16 protein-coding genes are annotated in these 15,852 nt (G+C 66.1%); 1 reads left to right on the top strand and 15 read right to left on the bottom strand.

Annotation, left to right across the window (positions count from 1 at the left end):
* Positions 1 to 7: 7 nt before the first annotated feature.
* Positions 8 to 466 (bottom strand): hypothetical protein, encoded by a 459-nt coding sequence (locus AC1ROX_RS10245; RefSeq protein WP_493125034.1) that lies wholly within the window; start codon positions 464 to 466, stop codon positions 8 to 10.
* Positions 467 to 996: 530 nt separating this feature from the next.
* Positions 997 to 1,356 (bottom strand): hypothetical protein, encoded by a 360-nt coding sequence (locus AC1ROX_RS10240; protein ID WP_493125032.1) that lies wholly within the window; start codon positions 1,354 to 1,356, stop codon positions 997 to 999.
* 234 nt (positions 1,357 to 1,590) lie between these two features.
* On the opposite strand from AC1ROX_RS10240, the gene AC1ROX_RS10235 reads away from it, so the two are divergent.
* Positions 1,591 to 1,767, top strand: coding sequence for a hypothetical protein (locus AC1ROX_RS10235; RefSeq protein ID WP_493125030.1), 177 nt, complete (start codon positions 1,591 to 1,593; stop codon positions 1,765 to 1,767).
* 103 nt (positions 1,768 to 1,870) lie between these two features.
* Here the strand turns inward: AC1ROX_RS10235 and AC1ROX_RS10230 are convergent, their stop codons facing one another.
* The 13 genes from AC1ROX_RS10230 to AC1ROX_RS10170 all read right to left on the bottom strand — a co-directional run bounded on the left by AC1ROX_RS10230 (position 1,871) and on the right by AC1ROX_RS10170 (position 15,847).
* A complete protein-coding gene (locus AC1ROX_RS10230) occupies positions 1,871 to 2,638 on the bottom strand; it encodes an HpcH/HpaI aldolase family protein (RefSeq protein ID WP_493125028.1) in 768 nt (255 codons plus the stop codon).
* A 91-nt stretch (positions 2,639 to 2,729) separates the two neighbouring features.
* Positions 2,730 to 2,891 (bottom strand): sigma factor, encoded by a 162-nt coding sequence (locus AC1ROX_RS10225; RefSeq protein ID WP_493125026.1) that lies wholly within the window; start codon positions 2,889 to 2,891, stop codon positions 2,730 to 2,732.
* A gap of 140 nt (positions 2,892 to 3,031) precedes the next feature.
* On the bottom strand, positions 3,032 to 5,494 hold the full coding sequence (locus tag AC1ROX_RS10220; protein ID WP_493125024.1) for a TonB-dependent siderophore receptor: 2,463 nt from the start codon (positions 5,492 to 5,494) through the stop codon (positions 3,032 to 3,034).
* A 122-nt stretch (positions 5,495 to 5,616) separates the two neighbouring features.
* Positions 5,617 to 6,567 carry a FecR family protein gene (locus AC1ROX_RS10215; RefSeq protein ID WP_493125022.1) on the bottom strand — a complete coding sequence of 317 codons (951 nt, stop codon included), beginning with the start codon at positions 6,565 to 6,567 and terminating at the stop codon, positions 5,617 to 5,619.
* 71 nt (positions 6,568 to 6,638) lie between these two features.
* Positions 6,639 to 7,151, bottom strand: coding sequence for a sigma-70 family RNA polymerase sigma factor (locus tag AC1ROX_RS10210; RefSeq protein WP_493125020.1), 513 nt, complete (start codon positions 7,149 to 7,151; stop codon positions 6,639 to 6,641).
* A gap of 97 nt (positions 7,152 to 7,248) precedes the next feature.
* The gene (locus tag AC1ROX_RS10205; protein WP_493125018.1) at positions 7,249 to 9,699 is read right to left on the bottom strand and encodes a TonB-dependent siderophore receptor; all 2,451 of its coding nucleotides are present in this window, start codon (positions 9,697 to 9,699) and stop codon (positions 7,249 to 7,251) included.
* A 150-nt stretch (positions 9,700 to 9,849) separates the two neighbouring features.
* Complete coding sequence (locus tag AC1ROX_RS10200) at positions 9,850 to 10,893, bottom strand: FecR family protein (protein ID WP_493125016.1); 1,044 nt, start codon at positions 10,891 to 10,893, stop codon at positions 9,850 to 9,852.
* Complete coding sequence (locus AC1ROX_RS10195) at positions 10,890 to 11,402, bottom strand: RNA polymerase sigma factor (RefSeq protein WP_493125014.1); 513 nt, start codon at positions 11,400 to 11,402, stop codon at positions 10,890 to 10,892. The genes AC1ROX_RS10200 and AC1ROX_RS10195 overlap by 4 nt, the downstream gene beginning before the upstream one ends.
* A 270-nt stretch (positions 11,403 to 11,672) precedes the next feature.
* Entirely contained in the window at positions 11,673 to 12,881 is a 1,209-nt protein-coding gene (locus tag AC1ROX_RS10190; RefSeq protein ID WP_493125012.1) for a hypothetical protein, read from the bottom strand.
* Positions 12,878 to 13,498, bottom strand: a complete 621-nt coding sequence (locus AC1ROX_RS10185) for a tetratricopeptide repeat protein (protein WP_493125011.1) — start codon at positions 13,496 to 13,498, stop codon at positions 12,878 to 12,880. The genes AC1ROX_RS10190 and AC1ROX_RS10185 overlap by 4 nt, the downstream gene beginning before the upstream one ends.
* The gene (locus AC1ROX_RS10180) at positions 13,495 to 14,424 is read right to left on the bottom strand and encodes a VWA domain-containing protein (RefSeq protein WP_493125009.1); all 930 of its coding nucleotides are present in this window, start codon (positions 14,422 to 14,424) and stop codon (positions 13,495 to 13,497) included. Before AC1ROX_RS10180 ends, AC1ROX_RS10185 begins: the two co-directional genes overlap by 4 nt.
* Positions 14,421 to 15,419, bottom strand: a complete 999-nt coding sequence (locus tag AC1ROX_RS10175) for a VWA domain-containing protein (protein ID WP_493125007.1) — start codon at positions 15,417 to 15,419, stop codon at positions 14,421 to 14,423. The genes AC1ROX_RS10180 and AC1ROX_RS10175 overlap by 4 nt, the downstream gene beginning before the upstream one ends.
* Positions 15,413 to 15,847 (bottom strand): DUF4381 domain-containing protein, encoded by a 435-nt coding sequence (locus AC1ROX_RS10170; protein ID WP_493125005.1) that lies wholly within the window; start codon positions 15,845 to 15,847, stop codon positions 15,413 to 15,415. The genes AC1ROX_RS10175 and AC1ROX_RS10170 overlap by 7 nt, the downstream gene beginning before the upstream one ends.
* Between the last annotated feature and the right edge of the window lie 5 nt (positions 15,848 to 15,852).

Here is a 15,852-nt window from a genome sequence, read left to right as displayed (position 1 = left end):
CAGGCCTTCAGTCCTGGCCCCAGCGGTAGCGCGACTGTTCCTCCGCCTCGCGAGCGGCGGCACGTGCTCGGCGCCCCGCCCCCCGCCCGTCCGGCGGCCCGGCCACGGCGAGCAGCGTTTCGTGCCGAGCTTCATCGAGCTGGAAATGGCGGCGACCGCGCCATAGGGATGCTTCGATCTCGACGCCGCCCGTTACCTCGGCCAGCCGCTCAAAATCGCCGGGCTCCGCCACCGCGCAATGGATAAGCAGGCTATTGCCATCGCGCGAAGGCTGAACGGCAAAGGGGCCCTTGAGTTTGAGGTGACTGCAGGTGCGCACCATCAGGTTGGCGGCAAACCTGAGCCGTGCGCTATCGAATGGATCGTCTTCCCGCCGCCCGCCAGCGAAACACGGCGTGAGTTCGCCCGCGATCAGAAACGCGGTACTGGGGGACTGGGCAAGGTCGGTCCAGGCGATCCGCGCCATCGACTACGGCTCCTCGCGGTTAAGGTTCGCTTCTCGAAGCGTTGGCTGGAGGCCTCTTCACCACCTGCCGGCGAATACGGACGCGCTCGGAAGCCGCAGAAGTTTCGCGGCGCTCGCGCAGAAGGCGGTCGACCAAAGACTGTCGCCGCCGGCCGTCAGCCAGAGCCCGGAGCAGGGCGAGTTCGGATCCCAAGCCTGTATGGATGATGTCGGTCGGCATCCTCGCCCTCCTCACGCTGGCAAACCTTGAGCCGTCGTCGCAACGGGACATGCAGAAGTCGGTTGCTTCCCGGTTGTGATAAATTTGCATCATCAGGGGGCGACCCGACAAAAAAGGCCCGCTCGGGGGAGCGGGCCTTTTCTGGATTTGCCTCACGGGTGTGTGTGGGCGCCCCCTTGGGGAAGGGCGGTGAGTAAATCGCGCCACACGCCGGGTTACGAGCGCGCAGCTATCGCGGGGAGAGCGACAAAAAACAAACGCCAAATGTGGCAAAAAGTTGCAAAGAATTTTAGCCCTTCGAATCCGGCGGTTATTTGCCCGCTTCGCCGGCCCCTGTGACCTGCCCCGCCTCGGCAGGAGCGCCGCCGGGAGTTGCCTCGTTGGCCGGTCGTACGACGGCGCGCAAGGCCTGGCGCAATTCGGTCGCGGTCATGTCGTCATGCAATCCGCGCAGAATGGCGAGGCCGTCGGGAATGGGTTGGACATGTTCGGCGGCGCGGATGGACTCCATCCCCGCCTCGTATCGTCCTTCCCGCAGGGCTTCGATGGCAGAGAGGACATGATAGGCCTCTCGCCGGTTGGGATTGCGCCTGAAGCGTTCCAGCACAAGCACGAAACGATGGATACGCTGGCAAAGAGTGAGGCGAGTCGCGTCTGCCAAATCCGTCATGTTCCCACCAGTATCCCAACAACGGTGAGCATCCAAGCGTTACGATTCATACTGCTGGTATGCGAGTCAACGAATCGTGATCCTTCGTTCCCATCACGGTGATGGTTCACGGCCTTCGGAGTTTCACTCATCGCCTATGAAGATTGTTGCCCGGCAACCTCTTCCCTCTCTCTTGGTGCAACAGAACGCGCCAGCCTGCGTAGTTTCCGGGAACAAACGACACCGGAGGCACCCGTGACCAAACCGATCGCGATTTCAGGCCTGGAAGGAACGCTGCAAGTGAATGAAGACGGCGAACTCGTCTACGCAAAATCCGGGATGGAGACCGAGGTCCTGAAGCCGGAGCAGGCGATCCGACGCTGGCCGTCGGCCGAGAAGCAGATCCGGCAGGCGCTTGCGGAACTCGACTGATTTCGAGGCGGCGGTTTCAGGATACCGATGGCCCGCCAGCGCGACAGCGGCGGATATCCGGTTACCGCCGTCGCGCTTTTCTCATCTTGGCCTCATCCAGTCCTCAGGCCGATTTGGCCTTGAGCTCCTCGAGCTGCTGGCGGGCACCGGCGATCATGCAGGAGAGATCGGCGGTCAGCATCACCATGTCGAAGCCGCGCTTCACCGCACCGGCTGCGAACGGCGCCGCGGCGCAGTGCATGACGCACTTGATGCCGGCCTTGTGGGCCGTTTCCCGGATCTTGTCGCAGGTCGCGATGTGCAGCGGATCGGGATTGTCGCCGCGCGGCGTCAGGCCGAGCGCGAACGAGAGATCGGCGGGACCGATATAGACGGCGTCGAGGCCCGGCGTGGCGCAGATCGCCTCGAGGTTCTCGATACCTTCCTTGGTCTCGATCATCGCCATGACGACGATCTCGTCATTGGCGTTGGCGACGTAATCGGCGCCGCCATAGTGCACGGCGCGCACCGGGCCGGAGGAGCGCATGCCGACCGGCGGATAGCGGCAGGCGGCGACCGCCTTGGCGGCTTCCTCGGCATTGTTCACCAGCGGCACGATGATGCAGTAGGCGCCCAGATCCAGCGCCTTCATGATGGCGGCCGGTTCGTTCCAGGCGACGCGCACGACCGGCACGGTGTCGGTCTGCGAGATCGCCTGCAGCATCGGCGCCACGTCCTTCATCTCCGACAGGCCATGCTGCAGGTCTACGCACAGCGCGTCGAAGCCCTGCCGTGCCATGACCTCGGCGGTGAAGGTGTTCGGCACCGAGAGCCAGCCCAGTGTCGCGCATTTCCCCGCGGCCCAAATCTCCTTGATCTTGTTCTTTCGCATGGCCGGACCTTTCATTGTCCTAGAGTCTCAGAAGCAGCGGGATTGGGCACGATCCGGCTGTCCGCATCAAGGCTCCAGGACCGCTGCGCGGTCACCGTCGCGAGATTGGCGGCAGCCAGTCGAGCGCGAGATCGCCCGCCTCCCCGACCCTCGCAGAGAAGCGGAGCCATGCCTCCTGAACGAGATCCTCCGCACTTGCCCGGTCACGCAGCAGGTGATGGGCGTAGTTCAGAAGCTCGTTACGGTGCGCCATGTAGATGGCGAGCGATGACTCCGCGGGCGCCAAAAGGCTTCGCCCCCAAATGCGAACAGTTCGCATTTTCCTCTACAGAGCGGCGACGAGCTTTGCAAGGCGGCGGCGAGTGCCTCATGACACGAGCCGCCGCGCCTCCTCTAGAAATCCGCAGTCAGCGAAAAGCGATATGTCCGCGGTGCCCCCAGGAAGAGCGTGAGGGTGCTGGAACCAGACCAGTAATTGGCATCGAGAACATTATCGACATTGAAGCGTGCAACGAGCAGCTTGCCCTTGGTACTTGGATTCTCGAAGGCATAGCGGACACCGAGATCGAACCGCGTCCACTCCGGCAAGCTGCGCCGCGGCCAGCTCGTGTCGATGTATTGTGAGCCGGTGTAGATGACACGGCCATTCAGGGTCATGCCCGGAATGAAGGGCAGATCCCATTCACCGGCGAGATTGAAGGTGAACTGAGGCGTACCTGGCGCAATCCAGCCATCCGTCAGACCGCCCTGGGTCTTGGTCAGGACGGGGCTGAGAAACATTGCGCCGCCCAGGAGGCGCACGCCCTCCATCGGTTCGCCGAAGACATTCAGCTCCAGGCCCTGATTGCGCTGCTCACCTCCGAGGACCAGCGTGTTACTGGCCACGTTGGTTAGAATGCTCGGCTGTGAAATCTGGAAGAGGCTGGCGGTCGTCGTGAACTTACCCCAATCCGCCTTGATGCCCACTTCATACTGTGTCGACTTGTAAGGCGGAAAGACTTCGCCGGCATTGGCAAATTGCGGACCGACAATGGTGCCCTGCTGCAAGCCTTGAATCCAATTGCCGTAGACAGAGATATTCTGCCAGGGCTTGAAGAGCAGCGACACCGACGGGCTGAGCGCGCTCGCATCATAGCTCGAGGTCTGCGCGCCCGTCGTACCATTGAAATTGACCGCACTGACCTGTTGCAGGCGCGCGCCTACGGTGAGTTGCAGGCGTTTGTCGGCGGCCGACAGGGTGTCGGCCAGGCCCCAGCTTGAAAGGCTGCTGGTGCTGACCTTATTCGACGCCGGGGTCGGCACGTTGGGCCGATTGATGATCGTCGGATTATAGATGTTCGTGGCGAATCCAGGACTCGTGACAGCGCCATTGCCGTTTTCCTGGGTATAGGTCGCCGCGTTCAAAGCCAGCTCGTGGCCGACAGGTCCGGTATCAAACAGGGCTCGCAGCCCCGCCTGGGCGGTCAGCATCTTTTGATAGAAGCTTGGAACGGCCCCACCGGCGGAGGTGGCCGCTCCGTTGAAGTTCGTGATGGTAACGGAGGGCGTGTAGAGGCCCCCCTGTCGATTGTCATGGGCGCCAAAGGCGGCATAGGCCGTGATGCGTTCGGTCAGGTCGATTTCACCGCGAACGATGCCGAAGAGATCCTTTCGAAACTGATTGCCCCAAGGCTGGCCAGAAGGATTGTTGCGAACGTTCGGTGCCCACGGCAGGGGAACGCCACTGGCAAGGCCAAAATAAGGAATCAAGCCGCCAATATACTGATCCTGATAGCCAAGGTCCGCCGAGAGTCGGACACGCTCTCCCCGGAAATCAAGACCAAGGATGCCAAGTGCGCGTTGGTCGCTGTTCCATTTCACGTCGGTCTGACCGGCCCTGAAAACGCCATTGAAGCGCACACCGAACTGCTTGTCCGGTCCGAAGCGACGCGCGATATCCGCATGGCCACCGAACTGTCCAGCCGAAACATAGTTTGCCGTAAGCTGGGTCAACGGTTCGTCGGGCGCACGCTTCGGCACGATATTGATCGTGCCGCCGATCGAAGTCGCCGGTGGCATACCATTGAGCATGACACTGGGCCCCTTCAGCACTTCGACCCGCTCGGCCAGCTCGGCCATGATCGAATAGGACGGCAGCATCCCGTAGAGGCCGCCGTAGGTCGTCGAGGTCGAGGAGTCGACGCTGAATCCCCGGATATAGACAAAATCATCTCCCGGACTGCTGTCGGCGCGACCCGGCCGCACCGACGGATCGTCGATCAACACGTCGCGCACGGTCTTGGCCTGCTGGTCCTGAGCCTTCTTCGCCGTGTAGTTCGTCTGGTTGAACGGCGTATCCATCACACCGCGGTTACCCAGAAAGCCGAGTTGGCCGCCGGTAGCCACCTGCCCACCCGCGTAAGGAGGCGGGATATTGTCGATCATCGCCTGCGACGGCACCGGGAAGACGCCCTGCACCTGCACGGGATCGAGTTGCAGCGCGCCACTCGTATCGGGTCCACCGGAAATCGTGACGACGGTCGGCGATGTGAAGCGGTAGCCGACGCCCGTGCCCGATAGCAGCAAGCGTAGCGCCTGCTCGGCCGTCATGGTGCCGCTCACCGCCGTGCTGGTCTTGCCGGCGACGGCCGGGGCGCTCACGCCGACCTGGAGGCCGGCCTGCTGCCCGAAAGCGGTCAGCGCCTGACCCAGCGATTGCACGGGAATGTTGAAGGGGATGCTGCGCTCGGCCTGCGCCTGCTGCACCTCATCCGCCGCCTGGCTCGATACCTGGGCCGCAGCCTCGCCGGCCAGCAATGATCCCGCCGCCAGGACGGCAACCGCAACGCTGCCCGTCCCCGATCGCTTGAACGCCAAATGACTCTCCCCCGGAAGTCCGTTGCCGGCGGGTCACGGATGCTGCTCGCGCGGACGGCGATCGTTCGCGCCCGACCTAGACGAAGGGGAAGTGTCGTTTTCGAGGGCGCGCGCGAAAAAAATCAGCGGGCTGAAATGACGGTGAGGTAAGGCGTGAACTGGCTCACCTTGCCCCGCTGCGATCCAACAAGTGCCTCGAGGGCTTCGGGCGGGCGGGAAAGGTCGTAGACGCCGGACACCATCTGCCGGTTCAGCGAACCGTCGCGCACGACGATCACGCCCTCCATGTGCCGCCCGATCTCCTCGAGGATTTCACCGAAGGGCGCGTCGTGGACGACCAGGCGGCGCGTGCGCCACGAGGCGACAGCGGCCGGCGCCACCTCGCCCCGGCTCACGCTCTTCGTCTCTCCGTCGTAGGCCCAGCTCTCTCCCCTGCTCAGGCTGGCTTTGGCGTCGCTGCCGGCGAGCGCCACCTCCACCGTTCCCGACTGAACGGCAACGGAGACGCCGGGCGACGTCCTGTTCACGCCGAAGGCGGTGCCCGTGACGGTGACGGCGACCTTGTCGGCCTCAACCCTGAAGGGCCGCCCGGTGTCGCGCACCACCTCGAAGAAAGCCTGCCCGGAGAGCAGCGTGATCCGCCGCGCGCTCGCCTGGTAGTCAACGGCAACGGCACTGCCCGCGTCGAGATGGACCACGCTGCCGTCAGGCAACACGATCTCGCGCAGCTCGGCAGTGCCCGTCACGAAATCCGCGAGGATGTGCCGCTGCAGAACCGGGAAGGCCACGAAGGTGAGGATGGCGGCAGCTAGTCCCGCGCCGGCAGCGAGCCACCGGACGCGACGGGATTTCCTCGCAACGGGCCTTTCGACCGGCGCGGCACGCGGCGCCTTGTCGAGCGTGGCCGACGTGTACTGCACCATCCGGTAGGCCACGCGATGGGTTTCCCTCTCCGCGAACCATTGCTCGAACCTGGCCTTGAGCGCGGCATCGGACGGCGCCGCCTCGAGGCGCAGGGCCCAGTCCGCCGCCTGCTCGATCGCCTCGTCCAGTTCGTTCGCGGCTAGGGTCACGAAGCTTCCATCCCTTGGCTAGACCGATCTCGGTGCCCCGATTCAAGGGCGGTTCCACAAAAATCCACGCCTCAGTGTCCATCGAGGAACAGGCGCCTCGTGGCGCAGACCATACCGTCTCGCACCATCTGGTGGGCGCGCGACACGGATACGTTCAGGGTGCTCGCGATCTCCTGCAGAGTCTTGTCTTCGAGCTTGTACAGGCGAAAGGCCATCTGCGTTCGCTCCGGCAGTGTGGAGATCGCCTCCATGATCGATCGCAGCTCGTCGCGCCGCAGCAGCGTGTCCTCGGCAGACGGTACCGGAGCCGCGAGTCCCCGCCATGTCTCGCTGTCAGGTGCTTCCACCACTTCGCGGGTGGCGCGCCGCGCCCAGTCGATCGCGAGGTTGCGAACGATCGAATAGAGATAGCGCAGCGTATGGGCGATCTCCTCGCCCTGCCCGTCACGTGCCGAGAAGCGCAGCCAGGCTTCCTGCACGACGTCCTCCGCCCGCGCAGGATCCTTCACGAACCTGTTGGCATAGCTCAGCAGTTCGGCGCGGTGCTCGATATAGACGGAAAGGGACGAATCCGAAGGCGCCAAGGCCAGAACCCACCAATGCGAATCGTTCGCATCGGCGAATACACCCGGGAGCGAGACCTTGGCAAGTTGGGCGAAGGCACCGCCGACCGGCAGTCGTTCAGAAGTCCGCCGTCAGCGAGAGCATGAACGTGCGCGGCTGGCCCTGCGTCAGGCCCGAGGCTGCCATCCAGTAGTTGTTGTTACCGACGTTGATCACCTGGCCGCGCAGCGCGATCGGCTTGCCGTCGGGGCGCTCGAACGTGTAGCTGGCGCTGAGGTCGACGCGCGTCCAAGCAGGCACCGGCTGCAGGTTGGCGGCATCCAAGTAGGTCGAACCGGTGTAGACAACGCGCCCGCCGACGGCGAGGCCCTTCACCCAGGGCGTCTCCCAGTCCAGCCCGAGATTGGCCTGGAAGGTCGGCACGCCCACAGCATACTTGCCGTTGTTGGTGCCGTTCAGCGTATTGGTCTGGACCGCGTTCAGGATCGAGAAACCACCGATCGGCCGGAACCCGGGCACGGGCTCGCCGAACATCGTGAATTCGATGCCCTGGTTACGCTGCTGGCCGTCGACCACGAGCGAGTTTGTCGCCACGTTCACGTAGGGGCTGGGCCGGGTGACTTGGAAGGCGGCGAGCGTGGCGCCGAAGTTGCCGAGATCGAGCTTGGCGCCGATTTCGAACTGCGTGGAGACGAACGGCGCAAAGACCTCGCCGGCGTTGACGAGTCCGGCCGGCGCGATCACGCCTTGCTCCAGGGCCTGGATGAAATTGCCGTAGAACGACACCTGCTTCCACGGCCGGACGATGGCGCTGACCGACGGCGTCACCGCGCTCCGGTCATAGCCCGCCGTCTGCAGTCCCGTGGTCGCGTTCCAGTTCGAGGCCTGGACGACCTGGTAACGCACGCCGCCGATCAACTGGATCTTGTCGTCCAGGGCGGAAATCGCGTCGATGATGCCGACATTCTTCAGGACCTGTTGCGAGGTCGTCGGCACGCCGGTCGGCAGCGGGTAGAGGTTCGGCGCCGGCAGGGTCACCGGGGCGTAGATGCTGGAGACCAGCGCGCCCGGAAACGCGTTGCTGCGCGTTCCCGACCATGTGGTGAGCAGCGATCCGTTGACGACGGCTTCATGCTTCAGTCCGCCAGTCGCAAAGCGCGCGCGGACGCCCATGTCGGCGGTGACCGATTCGTTGAACACGAGCGAGCGGCTCGCGGACGTGGAAGTCCCGCCCGACGTGTTCACGATCGTGGGGAAGTAATTCAGGAAGGCGCCGTTCGACCGGCGGCCACCGACTTTCACGAAGGCCGTGATCTCGTCCGTGAGGTCGTGCTCGAAGCGCAGCATGCCGTAGGTCTGGTTGGTCGCGAAGAAATCCCACGGCTGGTAGTAATTGTTCTGCGCATTGGGGGCCGCCGGCAGCAGCAGGCCGGCGGCGAGACCCGTGGAGCCCTGGGCGCCGGTGATGTTGCGATTGTTGTAGGCCAGGTCGGCATCGATGCGCGTGCGCTCGCCCTTGAAGTCGAAGCCGGCCGTCAGGTTGAGAAGCGTATCGGCGCTGTTGGAGACCGATGTATCGCCGCTCATGAACGCCGCGTTGAGGCGCAGGCCGGCGCTGTCGTCGGGCCCGAAGCGCCGCCCGAAGTCGATGTTGCCGCCGAACTGGGCGTTGCTGGCATAGCGCGCCGTGAATTGGGTGATGGGCGCCACGGTCGCGCGCTTCGGCACGAAGTTGATCGTTCCACCAATCGAACCCTGCGGCGCCATTCCGCTCAGCATTGCCGACGGCCCGCGGAAAACCTCGATTCGCTCGATGCCGGCAAGATCCATGGCGTAGATCGGCGTGACACCATAGAGCCCATTGAAGGACATCATACCGGTGTTCAGGAAGAAGCCGCGAATCTGGAGGTTGTCGTTGTACTGGCCTTGCCCGAACGCGGCCCGGATCGAGGGATCGTCGGCGACGGCATCGATCAGGGTGCGGGCCTGGTTCCGCTCGATGTACTTCTCGGTGTAGTTCGTCGTGCTGAACGGCGTGTTCATATAGTCGCGATTGCCGAGTTCGCCGACCCGCCCGCCGCGCGCGACGTCACCGCCGGCAAAGGGCGCCGGCAAGGTGCCGATCTCGGCCTGCGGCGGCACGGTATTGCCCTGCACCTGCACCGGATCGAGCTGGAGCGCGCCGGACGAGGACACACCGGCGCGGACCTGGACGGACGAGGTGCCGGTGTACTGGAACACGAGGCCGGTGCCGGCCAGCAGCTGCTGCAGGGCCTGGTCCACCGTCATCGGGCCGCGCACGGCGGCACTCGTTCGGCCGGCGACCGCGGACGGTTCGACGGCGATCTGGAGGCCGGCCTGCCGTCCCAACGTCATCAGGGCGGACGCCAGCGGCTGCGGCGCGATATCGAAGGCAACGCTGCGCGGGGCCTGTGCCTCCTGCGCGTTCTGGGCGCGCGCCGATCCGGTGCCGGCCAGCAACAGGGCGCCACAGACACCCAGAGTTATGCCCGTAAATTGATATGCCGCCTTCCAGCCGCCCGACCGCACCGCAACGCTTGTCGCCACGCTCTTTCCCCCAAAGACCGTGCCGGCGGGATCACGGGTTCGTTCCTCCATGGGCCATCGCGCTCGATCGCCCGGAAGACGGGACGCAGGCCCCTCCCGATTTTCAACGGCGGGAGCAAAGAAAATTGAGTCGGGCTGGAGAAAGCCCGATCAGCGCGAGGAGATCACCGTGAGGTAAGGCGAGATCTCGGTCACCTTGCCGTAGCGAAGTCCCACGACCGTTCGCAGCGCCTCGTCGGGACGCTGCAGGTCGACCGTCGCCGTCACCGGCTGCTCGGCGATGAAGCTGTCGGCGAAGACGACGACCGATTTCGTGTGACGCGCGATCTGCTCGACCACCTGGCGGATGGGCACGTCGTAGACGACCAGGCGCCGCTCGCGCCACGCCGCGACATCGTCGGCCGCGACTTCGCCCAGCGTCACGGCACCGGCGCGCGACAGTTTCACCTGCTGGCCCGGCGTGAGATCGGCGACCGTTCCCTTCGCCGGCTCGCTCACCCTCACCGATCCCGACCGGACGGCAACGGCTATGCCTGCGTCCGACAGGCCGACGCTGAAGGTGGTCCCGGTGACCCTCACGGAGACGCTCTCGGCCTTCACCACGAACGGCCGCTCGCGCGACGGCGTCACGTCGAAGTATCCCTGCCCCGACAACAGCGTGACCGTCCGTTGCGCGCCCGTATACTCCACCGAGATCGCCGTCTGCGCGTCGAGCGCGACGCGGCTGCCGTCGTCGAGCACGACGTCGCGCAACTCCGCGACGCCCGTCTGGTGATCAGCCGCCAGCCAAAGCTGCACCTTCGGGACCGTGACCAGGGCCAGCGAAGCTGCGAGCGCAAGGCCAGCGGCCAGCGCCCAGCGTCTCCGGGCGCGGCGCGCGCCTCGGATGGGACTGACATGGGCCTGTCCGCGGTTCGCCCTGAGCTCACCGACCTGCTCGGCCTGCCCCCACAGCGCTTCCATCTCTTCGTAGGCCTGCTGGTGGCGGACGTCCCGGGCCAGCCACGCGTCCAGCCCGGCGCGCAGCCGCATGTCACCGGGTGACTCCTGGAGTTGCATCAGCCACTCGACGGCCTGGCCTCGGATGGGCTGTCCCTCGGTCGGGTCCAGGGTCAATGACGGTTCCTCTTTCAGGTGCACGGGCGGCATGGACAGTGACGTGCCGGCGCCGGGATTTTCAATGGCGGAGGTCATGCTTCCGGGCCCTTGATCCGCAGCGCGCAGAACAGCATGGCCTGCTTCACCATCGTATGAACCCGCGCCACCGAGACGCCCAGCGTGTCGGCGATCTCCTGCAGGGTCCGCTTTTCATAGCGATACAGGATCAGCGCGCGCTGGGTGCGCTCCGGCAATTCCGACAGGACGGCGTCGAAGGCACGAAGCTCGTCGCGATAATACAGGACCTGCTCGGCCGACGGCGCGTCGCTGGGAACGGCCTCCATCACCTCCGCCGCTTCGGGCTGGGCCAGGTTGGTCGACGAGCGCCGCAGCCAGTCGCGCGCGAGGTTGCGGACGATCGAATAGAGATAGCTCGTCGGATGGGAGATGTGCGTCGCGTGCGCGGTCGCGGAGGAAAAGCGCAGCCACGCCTCCTGAACCAGGTCCTCAGCGCTGGCGCGGTCGCGCACGATGCTGTCGGCGTACTTCAGCAGGTCGGCCCGATGCGCCAGATAGATGGCAAGCGAAGTATCGGCCGGCGCCAAGCAATCCCTCAAATGCGAATCGTTCGCACGGCGATTACACCCGAATGTGAGGCCTTGGCAAGATCGCGATGCGCTTGGTGCAGTGTGACTCGCTATAGCCAAGCCACCCCAAACCCGGGAATCGCGCCCCGGGGCATTTCATTTCGTTTGATTCGTATATTTCGTTTGTTTCGTTTGCGCTCCAACGATGTCGCCGGGGCGCCGCCAAGACGGAAGCGGATCAATTCATCAAAAGGCATCCCTTTCGATTCCTTTTCAAATCATGAGGCTCTAGGGATTCAGCGGCGGCAGCAGTGCGGCATGGGCCGAAGACGCGTGCGGTCGTCGAAGCGCCGCGGCGTGTTCGACGAAGGCGACCGCCAGTGCGACCGACCAGGGCTTGCCGGCGAACAGGGCGAGTTCGATTTCCTCGGCAAGGGAGGCAGCATAGGCCGGTCGTACGAGGCGATGGCGCCATGTGGTGAAGGCGAGATAGGTTTTGTGCGCATCGCCGGTACGGGCGGCCGCGCGCAGATCGGCGAAAGCCTTGGCCTCCGATTGGAGCCAGACCGCGCGGCGCTGGCTCCACCTTGCCGCGATCCTCGGCGCGGCCCACAGGGCGAATGCGGCGAGGCCGAGCGCGGTGACGGCCAGGAAGATCCATCCTTCGACGGTCGCCGCCCTTTTTGGCACGATCGCGGGCGCAGCGACGGCGACCGTGGCGCCGCTTGCCTCGGCGCGACGCAGGCGGCTTGCGGAGAGATCCCACCAGGGCTGCGCGAGATCGGGCAGCACGAACGAACCCGCCGCCTCGAACACATAGGTCGCGCGGTCGGTGCGCCGGCCGGTGAGGTCACCGCGCTCCACGCGATCCTCGACCAGCGGCGGTTCGACATAGACACGCACCCCGGAGGGTGCCTCGAACACGAGATCGAGCATGGCCATGCCGGGAACGTTCGCCGCCGTCCGCACGATCGTGCGCACGATGGCATCGCCCGCCTTGAAGGGTCTGGTCGGCGATGGCGCCCATCGCTCTTCCAGGGTCAGCTTGTCGGTGGCGATCAAGGGCCGTGACGGATCGACGCCCGGCGGCACGGCGACCTGTAGCGTGGCCGGCGTTCCCTGCACCGTACCAACGACGTCTTCGGCCGTGTTCAGGAGAGTGACGGATGGCGCGGGCACCGTGAGCGTGCCACCGCGGCGCGGATAGAGCGCGAACTCGAAGCGCTGCCCGGTATGGGCCTTGCCGTCGATCGTCTCGTTCATGCCCGTGGCCTGCGTCTCGTAGCGCACGAGTTGCGCGCCCGGCATATCCGGCACCACGACCTTCGGCGGGCGCGGCATGTCGCCGGGAAACAGCACGTCGACCAGCAGACGCACGGGCTGGCCGATCACGACGCCGCTGTCGGGCTTGAGCGTCGACCGCACGATCAAGCCCTCGGTCTGGGCGCCGGCGGGCAACGCCAGGATCAACGCAACGAGGAACAGCAACGCCCTCATGGTGCACCGCTCTGCAGCTGGTAGGCAAAGCGTGCCCTGAGGAAATCCGCCGGCTGCGTCTGGACCCGCTTCAGCCACAGCGCACGCACGGCTTCGTCGCTCATCGGCGCACCCGCCACCTCGGTTTCCTGGCCACCGGTATTCTTGCGGTCCTTGTCGTAGACGATCTCGTCGGCGCCCTCGCGCTGGTCGCCGGCGTCGCCGCCCTTCTGACGGATCCGCTCGGCTCGTAGCTGCGCGAGCGTGCGGTTGGCCTCGGCATCGGGCCATCCCGGCCGCAGCGTGAGCGCGCGGTCGTAGCGCGCGACCGCCTCGTCGTACTTGCCCATCATCAGCAGCGCATTGCCCTGGTCGAAAGCCGCCGGCGCCGTGTCCATGCCGCCAAAAGTCTGGGCCGCCGCCTTGAAGTCGCCGGCACGGAAGTGCGCGACGCCAACCCACATTGGATCGGCGAACGCCTTGGCGGCAGCGGCATCGTCGCCGCGCGCCATCAGCCGCCGGCCGCGCTGGTCCGGTGTCTCCCAGAGCGCCTGCCAGCCGACCGACCAGCCGGCAATGGCGAGCGCGACTGCCGTGAGAGCGGCAGTCAGGATCAGGAGGTGCGAGGTCCGCATCATGATGCGACCACCCAGCCGCGGCGGAACCACAGCAGGACGAGGAGTGCGATCAGCGGCACCAGCCAATAGCCCTCCTCCTGCCAGCGCACGGTCTCACCGGCCGCGACGGGTGCACCGGGTGCCGCGGCCAGCCTGCGCGCGATCGCCGTCACGTCGCCATTGTCGATCGTTGCCGTGGTTTCGTGGGCGCCCAGCGCCGAGACCGCAGCCGCCAGTCCGGCATCGGCGTCGACCGCGGCCGGCGGTGCAACGGCCAGGAAGGTGACCGGCACGCCCGCTGTGACCTGCTTTAAGGATGCAGCCTGATCGGGCGCCACCGTGTCGGCGACGACAAGGATCGAACCGCCCTGCCCGCCGTCGCGCAGCACCTGCGCCGCGAGTTTCACCGCCTGGCCGAGTTGATCGCCCTCGCGCGGCATGATCGCCAGCGAGAGCGCGCCCGTCATGCCGACCACGACGTCACGATCCGGCGTCGGCGGCAGCACGAGATGCGCCGAGCCACTGTAAGCGACCAGCCCGGCCGGCATGCCGTCGCGCAGCTTCAGGAGATCGGCGATCTTCTGCCGGCCGCGGTCGAGGCGCGTCGGCGAGAGGTCGGGCGTCATCATCGACGGCGTGACCTTCAGCACGACCACCACCGGCGCCGCCTGCTCGGCGAAGGGCGACGGATCGCGTTGCCAGGTCGGCCCGGCGATGGCGAGCGTCGCGACGATCCAGCCGGCGAGCATCAGGTCGTGCGGCCGCAGGAACCGCCTTGTATAGCCGCCAACGACGAGGTGCTTCAGCAGGTCGGGCTCGATGACCTTGCGCCAGCGTCGCGTCGTGTCGGCCGCCTGCCCGTGTCCCCACCACAGGGCGACGGCCGGCAGCACGAGCATCAGTGCCCACGGCCGCAGGAAATGGAAGTTCTCGACGAACGTCGTCATGACGTCGCGACCTTGGAGTTTCGCCAGCGTGGCCAACGAACAAGGGCGAGCCCCTGTGCTAGCATCGACAGTGCCGCCGCCAACAGCAGCGGCAGCCAGAACAGGTCCCGGCGCGGCTGGTAGGTCACGATATCGACCTTGCGCGTCTCGATCTGGTCGAGGCGCGCGTAGATGCCGGACAGGGCCGCCCGGTCGAGCGCGCGATAGAAGCCGCCGCCGGTGGTGGACGCCACGTCCCGGAGCGTTGCCTCATCGAGCTTCTCCTCGCCCGCCGCCTTGGGATCGCCGATGGCCACCGTGTGGATCACGATCTTCCTGTCGCGCGCGACCCGCGCGGCCTCCGCGGGCGGCACGCTGCTCGCCGTGTCGTTGCCGTCGGTGAGCGCGATCATCGTCTTCGCGGGCGCCGTCGACCGGGCGAACTGGTTGACGCCGAGCCCGATCGCATCGCCCAGCACCGTGCGTGGGCCGGCCATGCCCACCTGCATCTCCTGCACCAGCGTCCGCGCGAGCTTGAGGTCGGTCGTGAAGGGCACCAGCGTGAAGGCTGCGTTGCCGAACACGACGACTCCGACCCGATCGCCCTGCCGCTTGGCCAGGAACTCGTCCAGCACCTGCTTCACCGCCGTCAGCCGATTCACCGTCACGCCCGTGGCATCCGTGAAGTCCTTGGTATCCATCGATCCCGACAGGTCGACGAGCAGCAGCAGGTCCCGCGCGGGCTTCTCGTGATGCACCGGCGGCTCGAGCCATTGCGGCCGCATCAGCGCAGTGAGCGTGAGCAGCCAACAGCCGGCGAGGGTCGCGGTGCGCCAGCCTCCGCGGCGGCCGACCACGACGCCCTCCTGCGGCTGCACGCCGGTCAGCGCGACGATGGAGGCAAAGAACGGCACCTTCACGCCGCGATGGCTCTCCCGATGCGCTGGCAGCAGCCACCAGACCAGGAGCGGAAGCGGCAGCAGCAGCGCCAGCCAGGGATGGGCGAAGGTCAGCATCGATGCCGCCGCAGCCAGTCGCGCGCCGCCGCTCGGGCAGCACTCGCATCACCGGCACCGCCATAAGCCAATGCCTCGATGTCACGACCGCCACCGCGCGAAAAGGCGTCGGTGCGACCCGTCCGGTCGAGGAAGGCCAGCCAGCCGGCGCCCGTCAGCGACGCGACCTCGCCGCGCGGCCATGCGACCAAGGCCGCGCGTTTCAGGATCGATGAGATGTCCTGCGGTGCTGCGCGCTCCAGCTCTTCCAGTGCGACGCGCCGGTAGAGGTTGCCGCGATAACGTGCGACTGCAGCCGCACTGAGGATCGCGGCAGCGGCGATGAGCGCCGCGCCCACGATCCACCAGCCCGGTGCCGGCGGCCACGACGCCACCTCGGGCGGCAGGACGATGTCACGCAGATTGGAGAGGTCGGCGGGATCGCTCATCGCGC

The sequence above is a fragment of the Reyranella sp. GW821-FHT14A01 genome (assembly GCF_058803965.1).
Note: the sequence above shows the minus strand (reverse complement) of the source record. Positions and strands in the feature narration are given on the sequence as shown.

Coding starts and splice junctions, on each gene's coding strand:
- AC1ROX_RS10245 (WP_493125034.1), bottom strand. CDS start 466: ATGGCGCGGATCGCCTGGACCGACCTTGCCCAGTCCCCCAGTACCGCG.
- AC1ROX_RS10240 (WP_493125032.1), bottom strand. CDS start 1,356: ATGACGGATTTGGCAGACGCGACTCGCCTCACTCTTTGCCAGCGTATC.
- AC1ROX_RS10230 (WP_493125028.1), bottom strand. CDS start 2,638: ATGCGAAAGAACAAGATCAAGGAGATTTGGGCCGCGGGGAAATGCGCG.
- AC1ROX_RS10225 (WP_493125026.1), bottom strand. CDS start 2,891: ATGGCGCACCGTAACGAGCTTCTGAACTACGCCCATCACCTGCTGCGT.
- AC1ROX_RS10200 (WP_493125016.1), bottom strand. CDS start 10,893: ATGACCTCCGCCATTGAAAATCCCGGCGCCGGCACGTCACTGTCCATG.
- AC1ROX_RS10190 (WP_493125012.1), bottom strand. CDS start 12,881: ATGAGGGCGTTGCTGTTCCTCGTTGCGTTGATCCTGGCGTTGCCCGCC.
- AC1ROX_RS10185 (WP_493125011.1), bottom strand. CDS start 13,498: ATGATGCGGACCTCGCACCTCCTGATCCTGACTGCCGCTCTCACGGCA.
- AC1ROX_RS10180 (WP_493125009.1), bottom strand. CDS start 14,424: ATGACGACGTTCGTCGAGAACTTCCATTTCCTGCGGCCGTGGGCACTG.
- AC1ROX_RS10175 (WP_493125007.1), bottom strand. CDS start 15,419: ATGCTGACCTTCGCCCATCCCTGGCTGGCGCTGCTGCTGCCGCTTCCG.
- AC1ROX_RS10170 (WP_493125005.1), bottom strand. CDS start 15,847: ATGAGCGATCCCGCCGACCTCTCCAATCTGCGTGACATCGTCCTGCCG.